This is a genomic window from Pseudescherichia sp. L3, from assembly GCF_024656065.1.
GTDB lineage: Bacteria > Pseudomonadota > Gammaproteobacteria > Enterobacterales > Enterobacteriaceae > Pseudescherichia.
This window is the reverse complement of the sequence record NZ_JANKYC010000001.1, coordinates 980,726-996,395: the sequence shown is the minus strand read 5'-3', so window position 1 is coordinate 996,395 and position 15,670 is coordinate 980,726. Positions and strand designations below refer to the sequence as shown.

17 protein-coding genes and 1 other annotated feature are annotated in these 15,670 nt (G+C 52.5%); of the genes, 1 reads left to right on the top strand and 16 read right to left on the bottom strand.

Annotated features, from left to right (window positions below):
* Positions 1–61: 61 nt before the first annotated feature.
* The 14 genes from NR795_RS04890 to fumD all read right to left on the bottom strand — a co-directional run bounded on the left by NR795_RS04890 (position 62) and on the right by fumD (position 12,015).
* Entirely contained in the window at positions 62–772 is a 711-nt protein-coding gene (locus tag NR795_RS04890) for an EAL domain-containing protein (RefSeq protein WP_257757371.1), read from the bottom strand.
* Between the two features lie 205 nt (positions 773–977).
* Positions 978–1,442, bottom strand: a complete 465-nt coding sequence (locus NR795_RS04885; protein WP_144812083.1) for a C40 family peptidase — start codon at positions 1,440–1,442, stop codon at positions 978–980.
* 77 nt (positions 1,443–1,519) lie between these two features.
* Positions 1,520–2,257, bottom strand: coding sequence for a vitamin B12 ABC transporter ATP-binding protein BtuD (gene btuD, locus NR795_RS04880; protein WP_374543794.1), 738 nt, complete (start codon positions 2,255–2,257; stop codon positions 1,520–1,522).
* 11 nt (positions 2,258–2,268) lie between these two features.
* Positions 2,269–2,820: a glutathione peroxidase gene (locus NR795_RS04875; RefSeq protein ID WP_144812089.1), complete on the bottom strand. Its 552-nt coding sequence runs from the start codon at positions 2,818–2,820 to the stop codon at positions 2,269–2,271.
* Positions 2,821–2,961: 141 nt separating this feature from the next.
* The gene (btuC, locus tag NR795_RS04870; RefSeq protein ID WP_257757368.1) at positions 2,962–3,942 is read right to left on the bottom strand and encodes a vitamin B12 ABC transporter permease BtuC; all 981 of its coding nucleotides are present in this window, start codon (positions 3,940–3,942) and stop codon (positions 2,962–2,964) included.
* Between the two features lie 100 nt (positions 3,943–4,042).
* The gene (gene ihfA, locus NR795_RS04865) at positions 4,043–4,342 is read right to left on the bottom strand and encodes an integration host factor subunit alpha (RefSeq protein WP_006820203.1); all 300 of its coding nucleotides are present in this window, start codon (positions 4,340–4,342) and stop codon (positions 4,043–4,045) included.
* 4 nt (positions 4,343–4,346) lie between these two features.
* Positions 4,347–6,734, bottom strand: a complete 2,388-nt coding sequence (pheT, locus tag NR795_RS04860) for a phenylalanine--tRNA ligase subunit beta (RefSeq protein WP_257757367.1) — start codon at positions 6,732–6,734, stop codon at positions 4,347–4,349.
* A 15-nt stretch (positions 6,735–6,749) separates the two neighbouring features.
* Entirely contained in the window at positions 6,750–7,733 is a 984-nt protein-coding gene (gene pheS / locus NR795_RS04855) for a phenylalanine--tRNA ligase subunit alpha (protein WP_144812097.1), read from the bottom strand.
* 63 nt (positions 7,734–7,796) lie between these two features.
* Positions 7,797–7,920 (bottom strand) — a sequence feature (Phe leader region).
* The gene (gene pheM, locus NR795_RS04850; RefSeq protein ID WP_001386830.1) at positions 7,871–7,915 is read right to left on the bottom strand and encodes a pheST operon leader peptide PheM; all 45 of its coding nucleotides are present in this window, start codon (positions 7,913–7,915) and stop codon (positions 7,871–7,873) included. It overlaps the preceding feature by 45 nt.
* Before the next feature lie 59 nt (positions 7,921–7,979).
* Positions 7,980–8,336 (bottom strand): 50S ribosomal protein L20, encoded by a 357-nt coding sequence (gene rplT / locus NR795_RS04845; RefSeq protein ID WP_007760430.1) that lies wholly within the window; start codon positions 8,334–8,336, stop codon positions 7,980–7,982.
* A 47-nt stretch (positions 8,337–8,383) separates the two neighbouring features.
* Positions 8,384–8,581 (bottom strand): 50S ribosomal protein L35, encoded by a 198-nt coding sequence (gene rpmI, locus NR795_RS04840; protein ID WP_001124225.1) that lies wholly within the window; start codon positions 8,579–8,581, stop codon positions 8,384–8,386.
* Between the two features lie 93 nt (positions 8,582–8,674).
* Positions 8,675–9,217 (bottom strand): translation initiation factor IF-3, encoded by a 543-nt coding sequence (infC, locus tag NR795_RS04835; RefSeq protein ID WP_072015308.1) that lies wholly within the window; start codon positions 9,215–9,217, stop codon positions 8,675–8,677.
* Between the two features lie 3 nt (positions 9,218–9,220).
* Positions 9,221–11,149, bottom strand: a complete 1,929-nt coding sequence (gene thrS / locus NR795_RS04830; RefSeq protein ID WP_257757364.1) for a threonine--tRNA ligase — start codon at positions 11,147–11,149, stop codon at positions 9,221–9,223.
* A 644-nt stretch (positions 11,150–11,793) separates the two neighbouring features.
* Complete coding sequence (gene fumD, locus NR795_RS04825; protein WP_257757363.1) at positions 11,794–12,015, bottom strand: fumarate hydratase FumD; 222 nt, start codon at positions 12,013–12,015, stop codon at positions 11,794–11,796.
* Positions 12,016–12,220: 205 nt separating this feature from the next.
* Here fumD and NR795_RS04820 point away from each other — a divergent pair, with 205 nt between their 5' ends.
* Positions 12,221–13,672, top strand: coding sequence for a flagellin (locus NR795_RS04820; RefSeq protein WP_257757361.1), 1,452 nt, complete (start codon positions 12,221–12,223; stop codon positions 13,670–13,672).
* 129 nt (positions 13,673–13,801) lie between these two features.
* Here the strand turns inward: NR795_RS04820 and NR795_RS04815 are convergent, their stop codons facing one another.
* Together NR795_RS04815 and NR795_RS04810 are read right to left on the bottom strand one after the other, a co-directional pair.
* Positions 13,802–14,035, bottom strand: coding sequence for a hypothetical protein (locus NR795_RS04815; protein WP_042394828.1), 234 nt, complete (start codon positions 14,033–14,035; stop codon positions 13,802–13,804).
* Positions 14,036–14,296: 261 nt separating this feature from the next.
* Positions 14,297–15,055: a YdiY family protein gene (locus NR795_RS04810; RefSeq protein WP_257757359.1), complete on the bottom strand. Its 759-nt coding sequence runs from the start codon at positions 15,053–15,055 to the stop codon at positions 14,297–14,299.
* Positions 15,056–15,670 lie beyond the last annotated feature (615 nt).

The window sequence follows — 15,670 nt, the reverse complement described above, 5'->3', positions numbered from 1 at the left end:
CTCCTTTTACTGTAGTGTAGAGGGTATCAGGAGGAATAAACACAGGCAGAGTGCACGGGTATCACTTCACCAGGTCGGTAATCTGCTCCGGGAGCACCGGCGGCCACAGGCTTCCCTGCATAGCGCTAAAGGCAAACGGCCTCACTTTCTTCAGCATCTGCTCACTATCTATCCCCGCAATCATTATTGAACGGCAGTAGGGTTCAACCTGGGTGATAATCGCCTGCATAAAAGGCTGAAACGATGGCGACTTAAGACGCTGTGAAACAAAATGCTTATCCAGCCTAACGCGAGCAAAAAGACCCTCAAATACGGCTCGGGTTGATGCCGCTCCCGCGCCGAAATTTGCCAGAACAAGAGGGAACCTGCTGCTTAATTGAGACAGCAAACTATTCTCACTTTCACTGTTTAAGTTAAGATAATTCTCATTAACCATAAACTCAATAAATGGATACCGATTAACAGACGCCGCTAAATCATCATCCTTTAACAATCTTTCTACAACTGCTGGTGTAATATTAATCCATGCGGCAATCTGATGCTGAATAAAGAAATGCTGACATACGCTGAGTAATTGTAGCTGTTCAATAAATAGCATTTCGGACTGCTGTGGTGTTAAGTGAGGCAAAATCAGCTCTGCGGGCGCCTGTGCCTCACGGTTGACGCCTACAAAGTTAACGGCGATCTCCAGTCCCTGCAATTCGCCCTCGGCATTACGGGCCGGATTGAAAAGCAGCTCTGAGCGCCATGTTTTGTCGAGTGTAATAATCATTATCCCTATACCTAATCCAGAAATGAATAAGACTATCCTTAGCCAGCATTAAAGATTATCCTGGGAACACGATAAGCGCCAGCAGATAAAACTGGATTAATAAAATAGTTGATAACTATTAGTGACCTCATTAATTAGTATTATTTAATAAAAAACGGAGCCTGTTAGCTCCGTTTTTTATTAGCACCCTGCAGGGTTGTGCCGGTTAAATTCGGCGCGCCTGCCAGAATTTTTTACGCCAGTAGACGTTATCAAGCGAGGATTTCATCACTCCACGGCTGGTGGAAGCATGAATAAACTGGTTATCAGTGTCGTAGATGCCAACGTGCAGGCCGCTCTCCCCCGACCCGGTTTTGAAGAACACCAGGTCTCCGGGCAACAGGTCATCTTTGTCTATCTCGGTGCCGATCCTGGCCTGTTGGCGCGTCTCTCGGGGCAGACGCAGATCAAACCGATCCCGGAAGGTCATCAGTACAAAGCCAGAACAATCGATCCCACCCCGGCTCATACCGCCGTAACGGTACGGCGTGCCCCGCCAGTGGCTAAGCTGATCGTTAAGGTTGGCGATAACGGTGATCGAGTCTGCCAGCCGTGGATTCGGCGGTGGGGCCCGGTGGTGGCTACATCCAGCTAACAAAAGCACGGCGGCGAAAAAAAACCATAGGCGCATGCGGGGCGGATCCTCTGCTTTATTATTTTTCCAGTAATGTAGCGTGACGGGAAAGCGCCGCGCAATATGCTCTGTGTTTACAACGTAGAAATAAGTACGCTATGCCCCTCAACGTCAAGACGGCGAAAAGGCATACCGTAGGCCTGGGCCAGCCTGGGCGGCGTTAGCACGCTATCGCGCGGACCGCTGGCAATCAGCTCACCGTTGCGCAGCAGCCATGCCTGGTGAGCATGGCGCAGGGTATGATTCAGATCGTGGCTGCTCGTCACCACGGTAATACCCGCCTGATAGAGCGTATTCAACAGGCGGTCGAGCGCCGCCTGCTGGGCCACGTCCAGACTGTTCATCGGCTCATCCAGCAGCAGTAGCTGCCCCTCAGGGTTGCCTTCAGGGTGGATCTGCAAAATCACCGCGGCCAACCGTACCCGCTGCCACTCACCGCCTGAAAGCTGATTTGCCTTGCGTCCGAGCTTATCATCGAGCCCCAGCGCCCCGGCGACGTCATGCAGTAACGCAGTGTGGCTGCGATCGCGCTGGTGCAGGGTTAGATAGTGCCACACCGGCATGGCAAAGGGGGGCGTTTGCTGCTGAGCAAGGTAGGCGCGACGCCGGGCCAGCGCGGTAGCGTGCCAGTCATTGAGCGGCATGCCGCTGAGCGTGATGCTACCCGGCCCGCTTGTCAGCCCGGCCATTCGCGCCAGCAGGGTACTCTTCCCGGCGCCGTTTGGTCCCACCAGATGCAGAATTTCTCCGGCATTGACCGTGACCGTGACGGGCCCCAGCCTGCCGGATTCCGCTACATCCTGTAGCGTCATTAATGCGTTCACTATTTTGCTAATGCCAGCTTGATGGCTTCCATCACGATAGGATCTTCCGGCGTCATATCCGGCGCAAAGCGCTGGACGACCTGCCCATCACGGCCAATCAGGAATTTTTCAAAGTTCCACAGGATATCGTCAGGATAGAGCGGTGCACGCCCTTTGCTGGCGAGACGCTCGTAAAATCCGCTGCTCTCCGGCGCAACGGCAGTTGGCGCAGCAGCGATCAGCTTCTGATAGAGCGGATGACGATTCTCACCGTTGACGTCAATTTTGCTGAACATCGGGAAGGTAACGCCATAGGTCGTGCTGCAGAAGGTTTTGATCTCCTCTTCGCTGCCCGGCTCCTGGCCTAAAAACTGGTTGCAGGGGAAGCCCAGCACCACAAAACCGTCTTTCTCCCAGGCCTTTTGAATGTTCTCCAGCTGCTCATACTGTGCCGTCAGGCCGCATTTAGACGCTACGTTGACCACCAGCAGCACCTTGCCCTGGTAATCAGCAAGCGTGGTCTTCTCGCCATCAATCGTCGTCACATCAGTGTTTAGAATATCGTGTTGCATAGCATCCCCTTAGTTATCAAACGCGCCAGCGGTTCAGTCGCTGGCCTTTAATAATAGACAATATGACGACGTCTACTCATGCGCAATTTTATCGTAAAAGTTTCTTCGCGATAGGGAGTTAAGTGCGGTGCGAGTGCGCTCTTACCTCGCGGCCTTCAGCAGCAGCCAGATAAACACCGGCGCGCCTAGCGTTGCGGTGACCACACCGATAGGCAGCTCTGCCGCGTTGAGCGCTTGACGGGCAACAATATCCGCAAACAGCAGCGCGCTTGCCCCTGCCAGCGCACAGCCGGGCAGCAGCACGCGATGATCGGTCAGACCGCAGAGGCGCAGGATATGGGGGATCACCAGGCCAATAAAACCGATTGACCCGGCCAGCGCTACGCTGACCCCGACCATCCAACCGATGGCAACCACCAGCACGTTGCGCCAGAACCACAGCGGCAGACCAAGCTGGCGGGCGGATGTTTCCCCCAGCGCCAACATGTTCAGCGGCTGCGACTGCAGACAAACCCAACCCATGACCGGCAGCAGAGCCAGCATCAGCCACCCCTGCTGCCAGTCAACGCCGCCGAATCCGCCCATCATCCAGTACATGAGCTGGCGCAGATCGAAGGAGGTCGAGAAGTAGATGGCCCACGTCATTAGCGCGCTGCAGATAATGCCCAGCGCAACGCCCGCCAGCAGCAGGCGGCTGATAGAGAGGTGACGACGGGCGAAGTGCAGCAGGATCAGCGTAATAATCAGCGCTCCGGCAATGGCGCACAGGCCGAGTGCCCAGGTAGGCAGCGCCCCCTGCCCCAGCATAACGGCGGCAATCAGGCCCACGCCTGCGCCGTTCGAGACGCCAAGCAGCCCCGGCTCCGCCAGCGGATTTTCAAACAGCGCCTGCATCACGGTACCGCACAGCGCCAGCGCCGCACCAACCAGCACCACCGCAAGGGTTCGGGGAAGACGGATCTGCCAGACGAAAAGTTGCCCGCGGGCGCTGAGCCAGTCGCCAGGGGCAATCCATTGTTCGCCTGCGCAGAGGCTCACCACGATAGCAAACAGCAGAAGGAGTATGAGTCCGCCAAGCCAGCGGGCGTGGCGTTGGGTCTGTTGGTGGGCAAGTGCGAGCATAGGATCCATCCTGCTTATCGTCGTGGACGTGATTTTAAGATGCAGAGCGGTTTGTGGAAAGAAAAAAGGCCGCACGGGCGGCCTTTTTGGTTAGTTCAGATTACTCTGCTTTGGGCGAAGCGTTTTCGACACGGCTTTTCAATTTCTGACCGGGTCTGAAGGTCACCACGCGCCGGGCTGTAATGGGAATATCCTCGCCCGTTTTCGGGTTACGTCCCGGGCGTTGGTTCTTATCACGCAGATCAAAGTTACCAAAACCGGAGAGTTTTACCTGCTCACCATTTTCCAGAGCGCGACGGATCTCTTCGAAAAATAGCTCTACCAGCTCTTTGGCATCCCGTTTGCTAAGCCCAAGCTTATCAAACAGATATTCTGACATTTCAGCTTTTGTAAGCGCCATAGGTTCAATCCCTCAATGATGCCTGGAATCGCTCTTTTAATGCCTCTACACATCTGGCAACGGTAGCGGCAATCTCCTCTTCTTCGAGTGTACGGCCGGTATCCTGAAGGATCAGGGTGATAGCGAGGCTCTTATAGCCCTCCGCTACGCCCTTGCCGCGGTACACATCAAACAAGTTTACGCCAACTACCTGATTTACGCCAACTTTCTTACACTCAGCCAAAACATCTGCTGCGGGGACGTTTTCTGTGACCACAACCGCAATATCGCGACGGTTTGCCGGGAAGCGTGAAACCTCCCGCGCCTGCGAAATTACGCGGTCTGCAATGGCGTTCCACTCGAGCTCAAACACCAGCGTCCGACCGTTCAGATCCAGTTTACGTTCCAGCTCAGGATGCACAACCCCAATAAAACCAATACGTTCGCCTTTCAGATAAATCGCGGCGGACTGGCCCGGGTGAAGGGCCGGATTGGCTTCCGCTTTAAACTGAATGTCGCCCAGCTTGCCAGTGAGATCGAGAATGGATTCCAGATCGCCTTTTAAATCATAGAAATCGACGCTCTCTTTTGCCAGGTTCCAGTGCTCTTCGTAGCGGCTTCCGGTAATAACTCCGGCCAGCATCACATCCTGACGGATCCCCAGATTGGCCTGGGTATCCGGTACAAAGCGCAGCCCGGTCTCAAAAATACGTACGCGGCTCTGCTGACGGTTCTGGTTATAGACCACCGTCCCCAGCAGGCCGGTCCACAGCGACAGGCGCATGGCCGACATTTCGCTGGAGATAGGGCTTGGCAGGATCAGCGCCTCCTCGCCCGGATGGATCAGCTGCTGCAGTTTCGGATCCACGAAGCTGTAGGTAATCACTTCCTGGTAGCCTTTGTCGATCAGCATGGTTTTCACCCGCTTCATCGACAGGTCCGCTTCGCGGTGGCTGCCCATAATCAGACCTGCTTGTACCGGGGCATCAGGAATGTTGTTGTAGCCGTAGATGCGGGCCACCTCTTCCACCAGGTCCTCTTCGATCTCCATATCGAAACGCCAGCTTGGGGCCACGGCCTGCCACTCATCCTGACCTTCGGTCACTTCACAGCCCAGGCGCTTGAGGATGTCGCCTACCTGCTCATCGGCAATGTGGTGGCCAATCAGGCGATCCAGCTTGCTGCGGCGCAGGGTGATAGTTGCACGCTTCGGCAGCGCGGCCTCGCTGGTGACATCGATAACCGGACCGGCTTCACCGCCGCAGATATCCAGCAGCAGGCGCGTCGCACGCTCCATCGCTTTGTACTGCAGCGCCGGGTCAACGCCACGCTCGTAGCGGTGGGAGGCGTCGGTGTGCAGGCCGTGACGACGGGCGCGACCGGTGATAGAGAGCGGGCTGAAGAAGGCGCACTCCAGCAGTACGTCCTGCGTTTCGCCATTCACACCAGAGTGCTCGCCACCAAAAATACCGCCCATGGCCAGGGCTTTGTTGTGGTCGGAAATCACCAGCGTATCAGACTGCAATTTAGCTTCGCTACCGTCGAGCAGCACCAGCGTCTCGTTCTCTTGCGCCATCCGAACAACGATCCCGCCCTCAATGCGGCCCAGATCGAAGGCGTGCATCGGCTGACCCAGCTCCAGCAGGACGAAGTTAGTGACGTCTACCACAGCGTCAATAGAGCGGATACCGCAGCGACGCAGCTTCTCACGCATCCACAGCGGGGTTGGCGCGGTGACGTCGATACCCTTGACCACGCGGCCCAGGTAGCGCGGGCAGGCGTCGGCGGCTTCAATGCGGATAGGCAGCGTATCGTTAATCGTTGCGGCAACCGGAGCAATCTCAGGCTCGGTCAGCGGCAGCGCGTTCAGCACGGCCACGTCGCGCGCGATGCCGATAATGCCTAAGCAGTCGGCGCGGTTCGGGGTGACGCTGATCTCAATGGTATTATCATCGAGCTTCAGGTAGTCGCGAATATCGGTGCCGATCGGTGCATCCGCTGGCAGTTCAATGATCCCGCTGTGATCGTCGGAAATACCCAGCTCGGAGAAGGAGCAGAGCATTCCTTCTGATGGCTCGCCGCGCAGTTTGGCGGCTTTGATTTTGAAATCACCCGGCAGCACCGCGCCGATGGTCGCTACCGCGACTTTCAGTCCCTGGCGGCAGTTTGGCGCGCCACAGACGATATCAAGCAGGCGCTCACCGCCAACGTTAACCTTGGTCACGCGCAGTTTGTCGGCGTTCGGGTGCTGACCGCACTCGACCACTTCGCCCACCACCACGCCGTTAAAGCTGCCGGCCACGGCGTCAACGCCGTCTACTTCCAGGCCTGCCATCGTAATTTGATCGGAGAGCGCTTCGCTATCGACCGCCGGGTTAACCCATTCACGTAACCACAGTTCACTGAATTTCATTATTTTTTCCTGCCTTTATTTAAACTGTTTAAGGAAACGCAAATCGTTTTCGAAGAACGCGCGTAAGTCGGTAACGCCATAGCGCAGCATGGTCAGACGCTCCATCCCCATGCCAAACGCGAAGCCAGAGTAAACTTCAGGATCGATGCCCACGTTGCGCAGTACGTTCGGATGCACCATACCGCAGCCCAGCACCTCCAGCCATTTGCCATTTTTACCCATTACGTCCACCTCAGCGGAGGGCTCGGTAAACGGGAAGTAGGACGGACGGAAACGTACCTGCAGATCTTCCTCAAAGAAGTTATTCAGGAAGTCGTGCAGGGTGCCCTTCAGATTGGTAAAGCTAATGTTTTTATCAACGATCAGCCCTTCCATCTGGTGGAACATTGGGGTGTGGGTCTGATCGTAGTCGTTACGATAGACGCGCCCCGGGGCGATAATGCGGATTGGCGGCTGCTGGTTTTCCATGGTACGGATCTGCACCCCAGAGGTCTGGGTACGCAGCAGTCGGGTAGCGTCAAACCAGAAGGTGTCATGGTCAGCGCGCGCCGGGTGATGTCCCGGAATGTTCAGGGCGTCAAAGTTATGGTAGTCGTCTTCGATTTCCGGACCGGTTGCCACGGTAAAGCCCAGCTCGCCGAAGAAGTTCTCAATACGGTCGATGGTACGGGTGACCGGATGCAGACCGCCGTTCTCAATGCGGCGGCCCGGCAGAGAGATGTCGATGGTCTCTGCTGCCAGACGCGCGTTCAGCGCTGCGCTCTCAAGAGCTTCTTTGCGGGCGTTGAGCGCCTGCTGTACCTGCTCTTTGGCTTCGTTAATCACCGCACCGGCGGCTGGACGCTCTTCAGGCGGCAGCTCACGCAGGGTTGTCATCTGAAGGGTCAGCTGCCCTTTTTTGCCCAGATATTCAACGCGCACATTATCTAATGCGGCTATATCTGAAGCCTCGTTAATGGCTGCCGTGGCGTTGGCAACCAGCTCTGCGAGATGTGACATGGTTTTCCTCATTATGTCGGTGCAGACACCGTTATGGTGATCTCATATTTTTTACATACAGGCATAAAAAAAGCCTCCCTGGGGAGGCTTTCTGGCGCTGTTTTTCGTTTCTTCTTTCACGCGCAAGCCCCCTGGGATCAGGTGCTAAAGTAAAAAAAGAAGCGGAAAATAGCAGCATTCATGCTTGCGTTACCTTGTGTGGAAAGGAATAAAAAGAGGGAGCCAGGCTCCCTCTCTCTAACTGGCTTATGCCAGAGCTGCTTTCGCTTTTTCGACCAGGGCAGAGAATGCCACTTTGTCGAATACAGCGATGTCAGCCAGGATCTTACGGTCGATTTCAACAGAGGCTTTTTTCAGGCCGTTGATGAATTTGCTGTAAGAAATACCGTTCTGACGTGCTGCTGCGTTGATACGCGCAATCCACAGTTGACGGAACTGACGCTTTTTCTGACGACGGTCACGATAAGCGTACTGACCTGCTTTGATAACAGCCTGGAAGGCAACGCGGTATACGCGTGAACGCGCACCGTAGTAGCCTTTAGCTTGTTTCAAAATTTTCTTGTGACGTGCACGTGCCATTACACCACGTTTTACGCGAGCCATGATGCTCTCCTGTATCTATTCTTAAAAAAGGTTAAAAGGTAAACGACTTATGCGTACGGCAGGCACGCGATGACCAGGCCCAGATCGCCTTTAGAAACCATGGCTTTCGGACGCAGGTGACGTTTACGCTTGGTAGCTTTTTTGGTCAGAATATGACGCAGGTTAGCGTGCTTGTGCTTAAAACCACCTTTACCGGTTTTTTTAAAGCGCTTAGCAGCACCGCGTACGGTCTTAATCTTTGGCATTTTAATAATTTCCACTTCGCATTGTTAATAAACGAAACAAAGGCGAACCAGACCCGTGAGCTTGTGGCCCACAGGTATGATTACTTGATGGCCTTACTGTTTCTTCTTCGGAGCAAGCACCATGATCATCTGGCGGCCTTCGATCTTCGTAGGGAAGGATTCGACTACTGCCAGTTCAACCAGATCTTCTTTCACGCGGTTAAGCACTTCCATACCGATCTGTTGGTGGGCCATCTCACGACCGCGGAAACGCAGTGTGATCTTGGCCTTGTCGCCCTCTTCGAGAAAGCGAATCAGGCTGCGGAGTTTTACCTGATAGTCGCCTTCATCTGTACCAGGTCGGAATTTGATTTCCTTAACCTGGATAACTTTTTGCTTCTTCTTCTGTTCCTTAGAAGATTTGCTCTTTTCATAGAGGAACTTGCCGTAATCCATTATACGGCAAACGGGCGGCTCGGCGTTAGGGCTAATTTCAACTAAATCTGCCCCGGCTTCTTCAGCTTTTTCCAGAGCTTCTCTTAGACTCACAATGCCAAGCGGCTCGCCTTCCAGATCTGTTAAGCGAACTTCTGTGGCGCGAATCTCGCCATTGATACGATTCGGACGCGCCGTTTGAACTCGTTTTCCGCCTTTAATACCTTATTCCTCCAGTTGTTGAAGACTGCGGCTGCGAATCTCTTGTTGCAGCTTCTCGATAACGTCATTTACGTCCAGGCTACCCAGGTCTTTACCACGACGGGTACGCACGGCTACTTTGCCGGCCTCAACCTCTTTGTCACCACAAACCAGCATATAAGGGACACGACGTAAAGTGTGCTCGCGGATTTTAAAGCCTATCTTCTCGTTTCTCAAGTCCGCTTTTACTCGAATGCCCGCATTTTGTAGTTTCTGCGTCAATTCGTTAACGTAATCGGCCTGAGAATCGGTAATGTTCATTACAACTACCTGCACCGGCGCAAGCCAGGTGGGGAAGAAGCCCGCAAACTCTTCGGTCAGGATGCCGATAAAGCGCTCCAGAGACCCAAGAATGGCGCGGTGAATCATCACTGGCACCTGACGCTCGTTATTTTCGCCTACGTAGGAGGCGCTCAAACGAGACGGCAGGGAGAAGTCCAGCTGTACCGTTCCGCACTGCCATGCACGATCGAGGCAGTCATACAGCGTAAATTCAATTTTCGGACCGTAGAACGCGCCTTCACCCACTTGATACTCAAACGGGATGTTGTTCTCTTCCAGCGCGACTGCTAAATCCGCCTCAGCACGATCCCACATCTCGTCGCTGCCGATACGCTTTTCCGGACGAGTGGAGAGTTTGACGACGATCTTCTCGAAGCCAAAGGTGCTATACATATCGTAGACCATACGAATACAGGCGTTCACTTCATCACGCACCTGCTCTTCTGTACAGAAGATGTGGGCATCATCCTGAGTGAACCCGCGTACACGCATCAGGCCATGCAACGCGCCCGACGGCTCGTTGCGGTGGCAGCTACCAAACTCTGCCATACGTAATGGCAGGTCGCGGTACGATTTTAGACCCTGATTGAAAATTTGCACGTGACCAGGGCAGTTCATAGGTTTGATGCAGTACTCACGGTTCTCAGACGAGGTGGTGAACATGGCATCTTTGTAGTTGTCCCAGTGGCCGGTTTTTTCCCACAGCACACGGTCCATCATGAACGGGCCTTTTACTTCCTGGTACTGGTACGCTTTCAGCTTGGAGCGAACAAACGTCTCCAGCTCACGGAAGATAGTCCAGCCATCATTATGCCAGAAAACCATGCCCGGTGCCTCTTCCTGCATGTGATACAGGTCGAGCTGCTTACCAATTTTACGGTGGTCGCGTTTCGCGGCCTCTTCCAGACGCTGCAGATAAGCGTTAAGCGCTTTTTTATCTGCCCACGCCGTGCCGTAGATACGCTGCAGCATCTTGTTGTTGCTGTCGCCGCGCCAGTAGGCTCCTGCGATTTTCATCAGTTTAAAGTGATGGCAGAAGCGCATGTTCGGCACGTGCGGACCGCGGCACATGTCGATGTACTCTTCATGATGATACAGGCCGGGCTTATCATCATGGGCGATGTTCTCATCAAGAATGGTAACCTTGTAGCTTTCGCCGCGCGCAACGAAGGTTTCACGCGCTTCGTGCCAGCTTACCTTTTTCTTAATGACGTTATAGTTCGTTTCGGCGAGCTCGTGCATACGTTTTTCGAGCGCGTCGATATCTTCCTGGGTCAGCGTATGGTCAAGATCGATATCGTAGTAGAAGCCGTTATCAACAACCGGACCGATGGCCATTTTGGCATGGGGCCACAGCTGTTTGATGGCATGACCTAACAGGTGCGCGCAGGAGTGGCGGATAATTTCCAGACCATCCTCATCTTTGGCGGTGATGATCGCCAGCTGCGCATCGTTTTCGATAAGATCGCTGGCATCCACCAGCTCGCCATTCACGCGACCCGCAATGCAGGCTTTCGCGAGTCCTGGACCGATATCAAGGGCAACATCCATTGGACTAACGGGGCGATCAAACTGGCGTTGGCTGCCGTCAGGAAGGGTAATTACAGGCATGTGAGATCCTTAATTTGCAGTGGTGACCCGCACGAAAGGTCACATACAAAACTATTTTCAAATTATTATCAACGACTTAAAGCAGGTTTTCGTCTTCACTCTGACAAACTTGTACAGAAAACACGCTGCACCCTACTCGGCTGTTGATAAGCTCACCCCTGATACTACACGTCTAATCAGTGAGTTAAAAGGCTGGCGTTGCATTCAATTTGCTCTACCAGGCTATTTATCTATTTCAGCAGGCAACCGGCGAGTTGTCATAATTGTGTAAAATTAAATAAGCAAAAGCCTTAGCAATAAAATTAATAAGGCCGCTAAAAGCATTACGCCTGGCGTGGAGAAAGATTGACAAAAAAACACGCTATTTATCGGACGATATATCCCTGGTACGCAAATAGACGTGCTAGGGTAGTGTTTCCACTTAACGGACCGGAGGGGTTATTCCAAACCTCAAATTTCAGTGTCCAGTCTGCAAGGGTTTTAGGTTTCGGTTTTCAATGTACAACGCTGAAAAAAAGCTTCCTCATGGCGCAATATGTGCAACCTGTGGGGAACGACTTACTGCATCGATGTGCATTCCCGCAGCCAGGTTAATGAGTAAAGTGACAGGTTAAATAAAGGCTTCGTAAGAGGCCTTTTGCTGTTCAGGCTTTACTCTCAGGAACAAGCGCGTTAATAACCGTCTCCATTGCCTGACGCGTCAGCTCGCTACGTTTAATTCGCTGGTTAGCCAGGGCCGTACGCAGCACACCAGCAATAACAATATGCTTCGGCTCCTGGCCTAAATCGCGCATCTCCAGCACAACCTTACCCACCACGCGGCACATCTCATTGTACAGCTCGCTCTCTTTTGCCTGATTACCCATGGTGCTCTCTCTGTTTGTTGCTGAATTTAAAGGCATAGCACATAGAAAAACCCTGCAAACGTCAAGCGATCCAGCGCACTATACCGATATTTAGACGGCTGCATCCCGGTGCTACCGTTTTTCATAGGTCGTATTGGTGTAAAGTTAAGCCAAATTTTGCCGATGATATAGCCTACATTGGGCAAACAGCATCGCGACACGACACATGCAATCGATAAATCATAACGGTATTGCAGGCCTCAATCTGAAAGCCCGGCCGGGAACCGCTTCGATCCTTCAGCAATCGATCGAAAGGCTCGCGTCCGGACTGCGGATTAATGGTGCAAAGGATGATGCCGCAGGTCTCGCTATTGCCAACCGGATGGGCGCAAACATAAACGCTGATACCGTGGTTTCCCGTGGGCTTGATGACGCCATCAGCCTCGCGCAAACCGCAGAGAGTAGTCTCGGCTCGATAAGCTCCATGCTCATTCGCGCCAAAGGTCTGGCTATTCAGTCGATCAACGACTCGCTCTCGGAGAGCGATCGCGCCAGTATCCAAAACGAATTTGCCAGCATTCTTGCCGGGATCGACAGTATCTCTGAAGGTACCGAGATCTTTGGCCTCTATCCGCTGGCGACGGAAAACCCTGAGCTGCCGCCAGCGTTGCTGGGTAACGTTGCACCGTTAAATACCAAGTTCCCGGTGGCAAACAAAGATTACTCCTTCACCTCCGGCATTATTCCGCTGGCCTATATTCCGGCCGGTTCGACCAATATCGCCATTACCATTAACTCCCTTGGTGCAGATGATGATATTCAACTCTTTACCCGCGACGGTAAACATCTGGCAGGCACGCCAATTAACGGTAGCGATGCGGACTATACTTGGGTGAGTAACAGCATCAACGATACCGCCAGCGCCAATACGCGCCTGCTCTCCCAGGCCAATGGCTTCCAGAGCGGTGCCACCTACGATGACTCTCTGCTGATTGAGGGCGGCGCAGCATGGGATATTAACGGCAGCGACTCCCTAAGCTATAACGGTATGAACATCACCTATAGCGGCGATGGCGATCGCTATGAGGACAGCACTACCGGTGGCTTTAACGACGGTAACAACGGTACAAACCTGCTGGAACGGGTCACTATCGACAATGTGAGTGAAGATTTGATCGTTGTCGTGGTAGGCAACGGTTCGTTCACCAGCAAGCTGACGTGGGGAAATCTGGAAGCGCCGACGGCCCAGCCTGCTTCGCCGCCGAAAAAGAGTATCCCTTATCAGGTGGTTACCAGTGCCAACTTTGGCGATGAAATCCGATCAACAACGCTGGAGCCTACTCCTGCGGATACCAAAACGCTTGGTATCAATGACGCCCAGCTGGATACCGTCCAGTCGGCTCGCTCGTCAATGGGTAAACTCGATAATGCGCTGGCTAAAGTAGATGGTTATCGCTCGCAGTATGGCGCGGCAATCAACCGCTTTGAATCCAGCAAGTCGGTGCTGGCACAGCAGAAGGTGGCGACGCAATCCGCGCAGAGCCGTATCCAGGATGCTGATTATGCACTGGAAACCAGCAAGATGATCAAAGCGCAAATTTTGCAGGAGAGCCAAAATGCGGTGCTGAAAATAGCGAACCAAGCACCTGAAAATCTACTTTCATTATTACGCGGATAAACACGCTAATTAGAAAAGTTTACACAGAATGACAGATATAAAAAAACCGGGACAGCATGCTCCGGTTTTTTGCTTAATCAGGCAGATACCTGAAGATAAAATAGCGGGATAGATTAAACGCTAACAATATTAATACCATTCGCCGGCAACAAGGGTCTTGGCGTTGAAGGCATCATCCGTAGAGCGTCCCGTATTTTGCGAACCAGGCTGAATATTCGAGCCAGCCTCCGTATCCGTGACACTAAACGTTGCGCTTGGGTAGGTGGTTTGACTGGCAGTGTTATAGCTTGGCTGAGCCGCGAAAGCGCCAAAAGAGAGTGCAGAAAGCACCGTGGCGGCAGCGAGTGTTTTGATTGTTTTCATGATCTTTCTTCTCTATTTGAATTAATACATTACTGCGAAGGCTTTTTTTTGCCTGTGCGTAAAGTGTAGATCTAGATCACACTTTTGCCTAGTCAGTTTATTTATCAAAAAGTGTCAAATAAATTGAAGGTGTTACTGCAGATGAAATTAAGGAGAGAAAAAGGAGAAACGCTTTTCCCAGGGAAATAAAACATTGTTGCAGGGTTTAATAGCACGACGTGTTAATGCTGAAGCGGGCCGGAATAACCGGCCCAAAATCAATTACATTTTGTAGCCCAGCGAAACGACGGTGCGACGATCGGTGTGCTCCGGCGCGGATGCCGGCGGCTCAGAGTTCCACGTCACGTTGTAGGCCACCTTCAGCCCAAAGTGCTCGTTGATCGCCACGTTGAGCGCGGTCTCGGAGTTTAACGTCGTATCGTCTGCGCCAAATACCGATACACCTTGGGTAAATTTGGCGTTATCGGTGAACTGCCAGGTATACGCGCCGGAAGCATAGCCCAGCGGCTGGGTTTCGCTGTCGCCGTCGGTATACTCGTCATAGCGGACACCCGGACCGAATTCAAAGCGCAGGCTGTGCACCGGACCATTCAGGAACTGGCGACCGTAACCGGCGGTGAGAATATCACGCTGGCGATAGCCGTTGTAGCGGTCGGTAAGCCAGCTCGCCTGGCCAAAAAGATAGTCAGCGTCGGTCACGTTATAACGCGCACGACCGCCCACGGCATACTTTTCCGAAGAGCGCTCATCGTTAGAAGAGGTATTGCTGGCGTTTCCCCAAAGTGACCATGCGGTCGTATTGCCGTACCAGGTCAGCGTTGAGTCAGCGGTCAGGGAGGAACTTTTCGTATTACCTGCCTGGTTCAGGTAGCCTGCATTCACATTACCTTCGAAGGGTTTCTGTGCTGATGAGGGATCGTCCATGACAGTAAAAACGGTATCATCTGCGGCAGCATTCATCGACGCAAGCACGCCTCCCGCCAGGATAACAACAGCGGGTACTGTCTTCAAAAGCTTCATTTTGGTTCTCTAAAATACAACTCAAGGGTTTAGCAGATATTTGCTGCGGCATATACTACTACCGAGTCGAAACAAAGATGAAGGTTCTTTTTACTCGTAAGAAAATTATTATACTTGCTTTTTGGGCTGTAATGATCAAAAGCCTTGCTGCTCAACCTTCACAGGCCCATACGCCGTTACTTCGGCCCACTCCCCTCATAATTGAGAATTCAGATTTTACTGAGAAACTCACAGCCTATTCTATCACAACCTTGAGTACTTCCATTCGAAGCTTTTCAAGGAAAATAACGGTAGCTATGAGTATTCTGGTTTGCTGTCGCAAAAAACCATCACGAAGCCTGAACACATCATCATAAATCCATTAATTTACAGTGATTTAATCTTTTTTCTCGCCTGTAAATTACGAGTGAAATGATAGTAAAAAACAATTAATAAACTTAAATCAATAGAACAAAAGAAGGCAAACAAGCACGAATTGCTAAAAAATCATAGTGAATAATCTTCAAGTGTGATACCCGTCAAATTTTGTTCCTAATCAATATTTATCTTCTTTCGATTCGTAAAATAAACGCCTTTGATTTCACATAAGTGACAAAAACGCATATTAACAAAGAC

What these genes read in the sequence shown, in the direction of transcription:
- NR795_RS04890 (WP_257757371.1), bottom strand. Translation starts at nt 772, where the DNA reads ATGATTATTACACTCGACAAAACATGGCGCTCAGAGCTGCTTTTCAAT.
- NR795_RS04885 (WP_144812083.1), bottom strand. Translation starts at nt 1,442, where the DNA reads ATGCGCCTATGGTTTTTTTTCGCCGCCGTGCTTTTGTTAGCTGGATGT.
- btuD (WP_374543794.1), bottom strand. Translation starts at nt 2,257, where the DNA reads ATGACGCTACAGGATGTAGCGGAATCCGGCAGGCTGGGGCCCGTCACG.
- NR795_RS04875 (WP_144812089.1), bottom strand. Translation starts at nt 2,820, where the DNA reads ATGCAACACGATATTCTAAACACTGATGTGACGACGATTGATGGCGAG.
- btuC (WP_257757368.1), bottom strand. Translation starts at nt 3,942, where the DNA reads ATGCTCGCACTTGCCCACCAACAGACCCAACGCCACGCCCGCTGGCTT.
- ihfA (WP_006820203.1), bottom strand. Translation starts at nt 4,342, where the DNA reads ATGGCGCTTACAAAAGCTGAAATGTCAGAATATCTGTTTGATAAGCTT.
- pheT (WP_257757367.1), bottom strand. Translation starts at nt 6,734, where the DNA reads ATGAAATTCAGTGAACTGTGGTTACGTGAATGGGTTAACCCGGCGGTC.
- pheS (WP_144812097.1), bottom strand. Translation starts at nt 7,733, where the DNA reads ATGTCACATCTCGCAGAGCTGGTTGCCAACGCCACGGCAGCCATTAAC.
- rplT (WP_007760430.1), bottom strand. Translation starts at nt 8,336, where the DNA reads ATGGCTCGCGTAAAACGTGGTGTAATGGCACGTGCACGTCACAAGAAA.
- rpmI (WP_001124225.1), bottom strand. Translation starts at nt 8,581, where the DNA reads ATGCCAAAGATTAAGACCGTACGCGGTGCTGCTAAGCGCTTTAAAAAA.
- thrS (WP_257757364.1), bottom strand. Translation starts at nt 11,149, where the DNA reads ATGCCTGTAATTACCCTTCCTGACGGCAGCCAACGCCAGTTTGATCGC.
- fumD (WP_257757363.1), bottom strand. Translation starts at nt 12,015, where the DNA reads ATGGGTAATCAGGCAAAAGAGAGCGAGCTGTACAATGAGATGTGCCGC.
- NR795_RS04820 (WP_257757361.1), top strand. Translation starts at nt 12,221, where the DNA reads ATGCAATCGATAAATCATAACGGTATTGCAGGCCTCAATCTGAAAGCC.
- NR795_RS04815 (WP_042394828.1), bottom strand. Translation starts at nt 14,035, where the DNA reads ATGAAAACAATCAAAACACTCGCTGCCGCCACGGTGCTTTCTGCACTC.
- NR795_RS04810 (WP_257757359.1), bottom strand. Translation starts at nt 15,055, where the DNA reads ATGAAGCTTTTGAAGACAGTACCCGCTGTTGTTATCCTGGCGGGAGGC.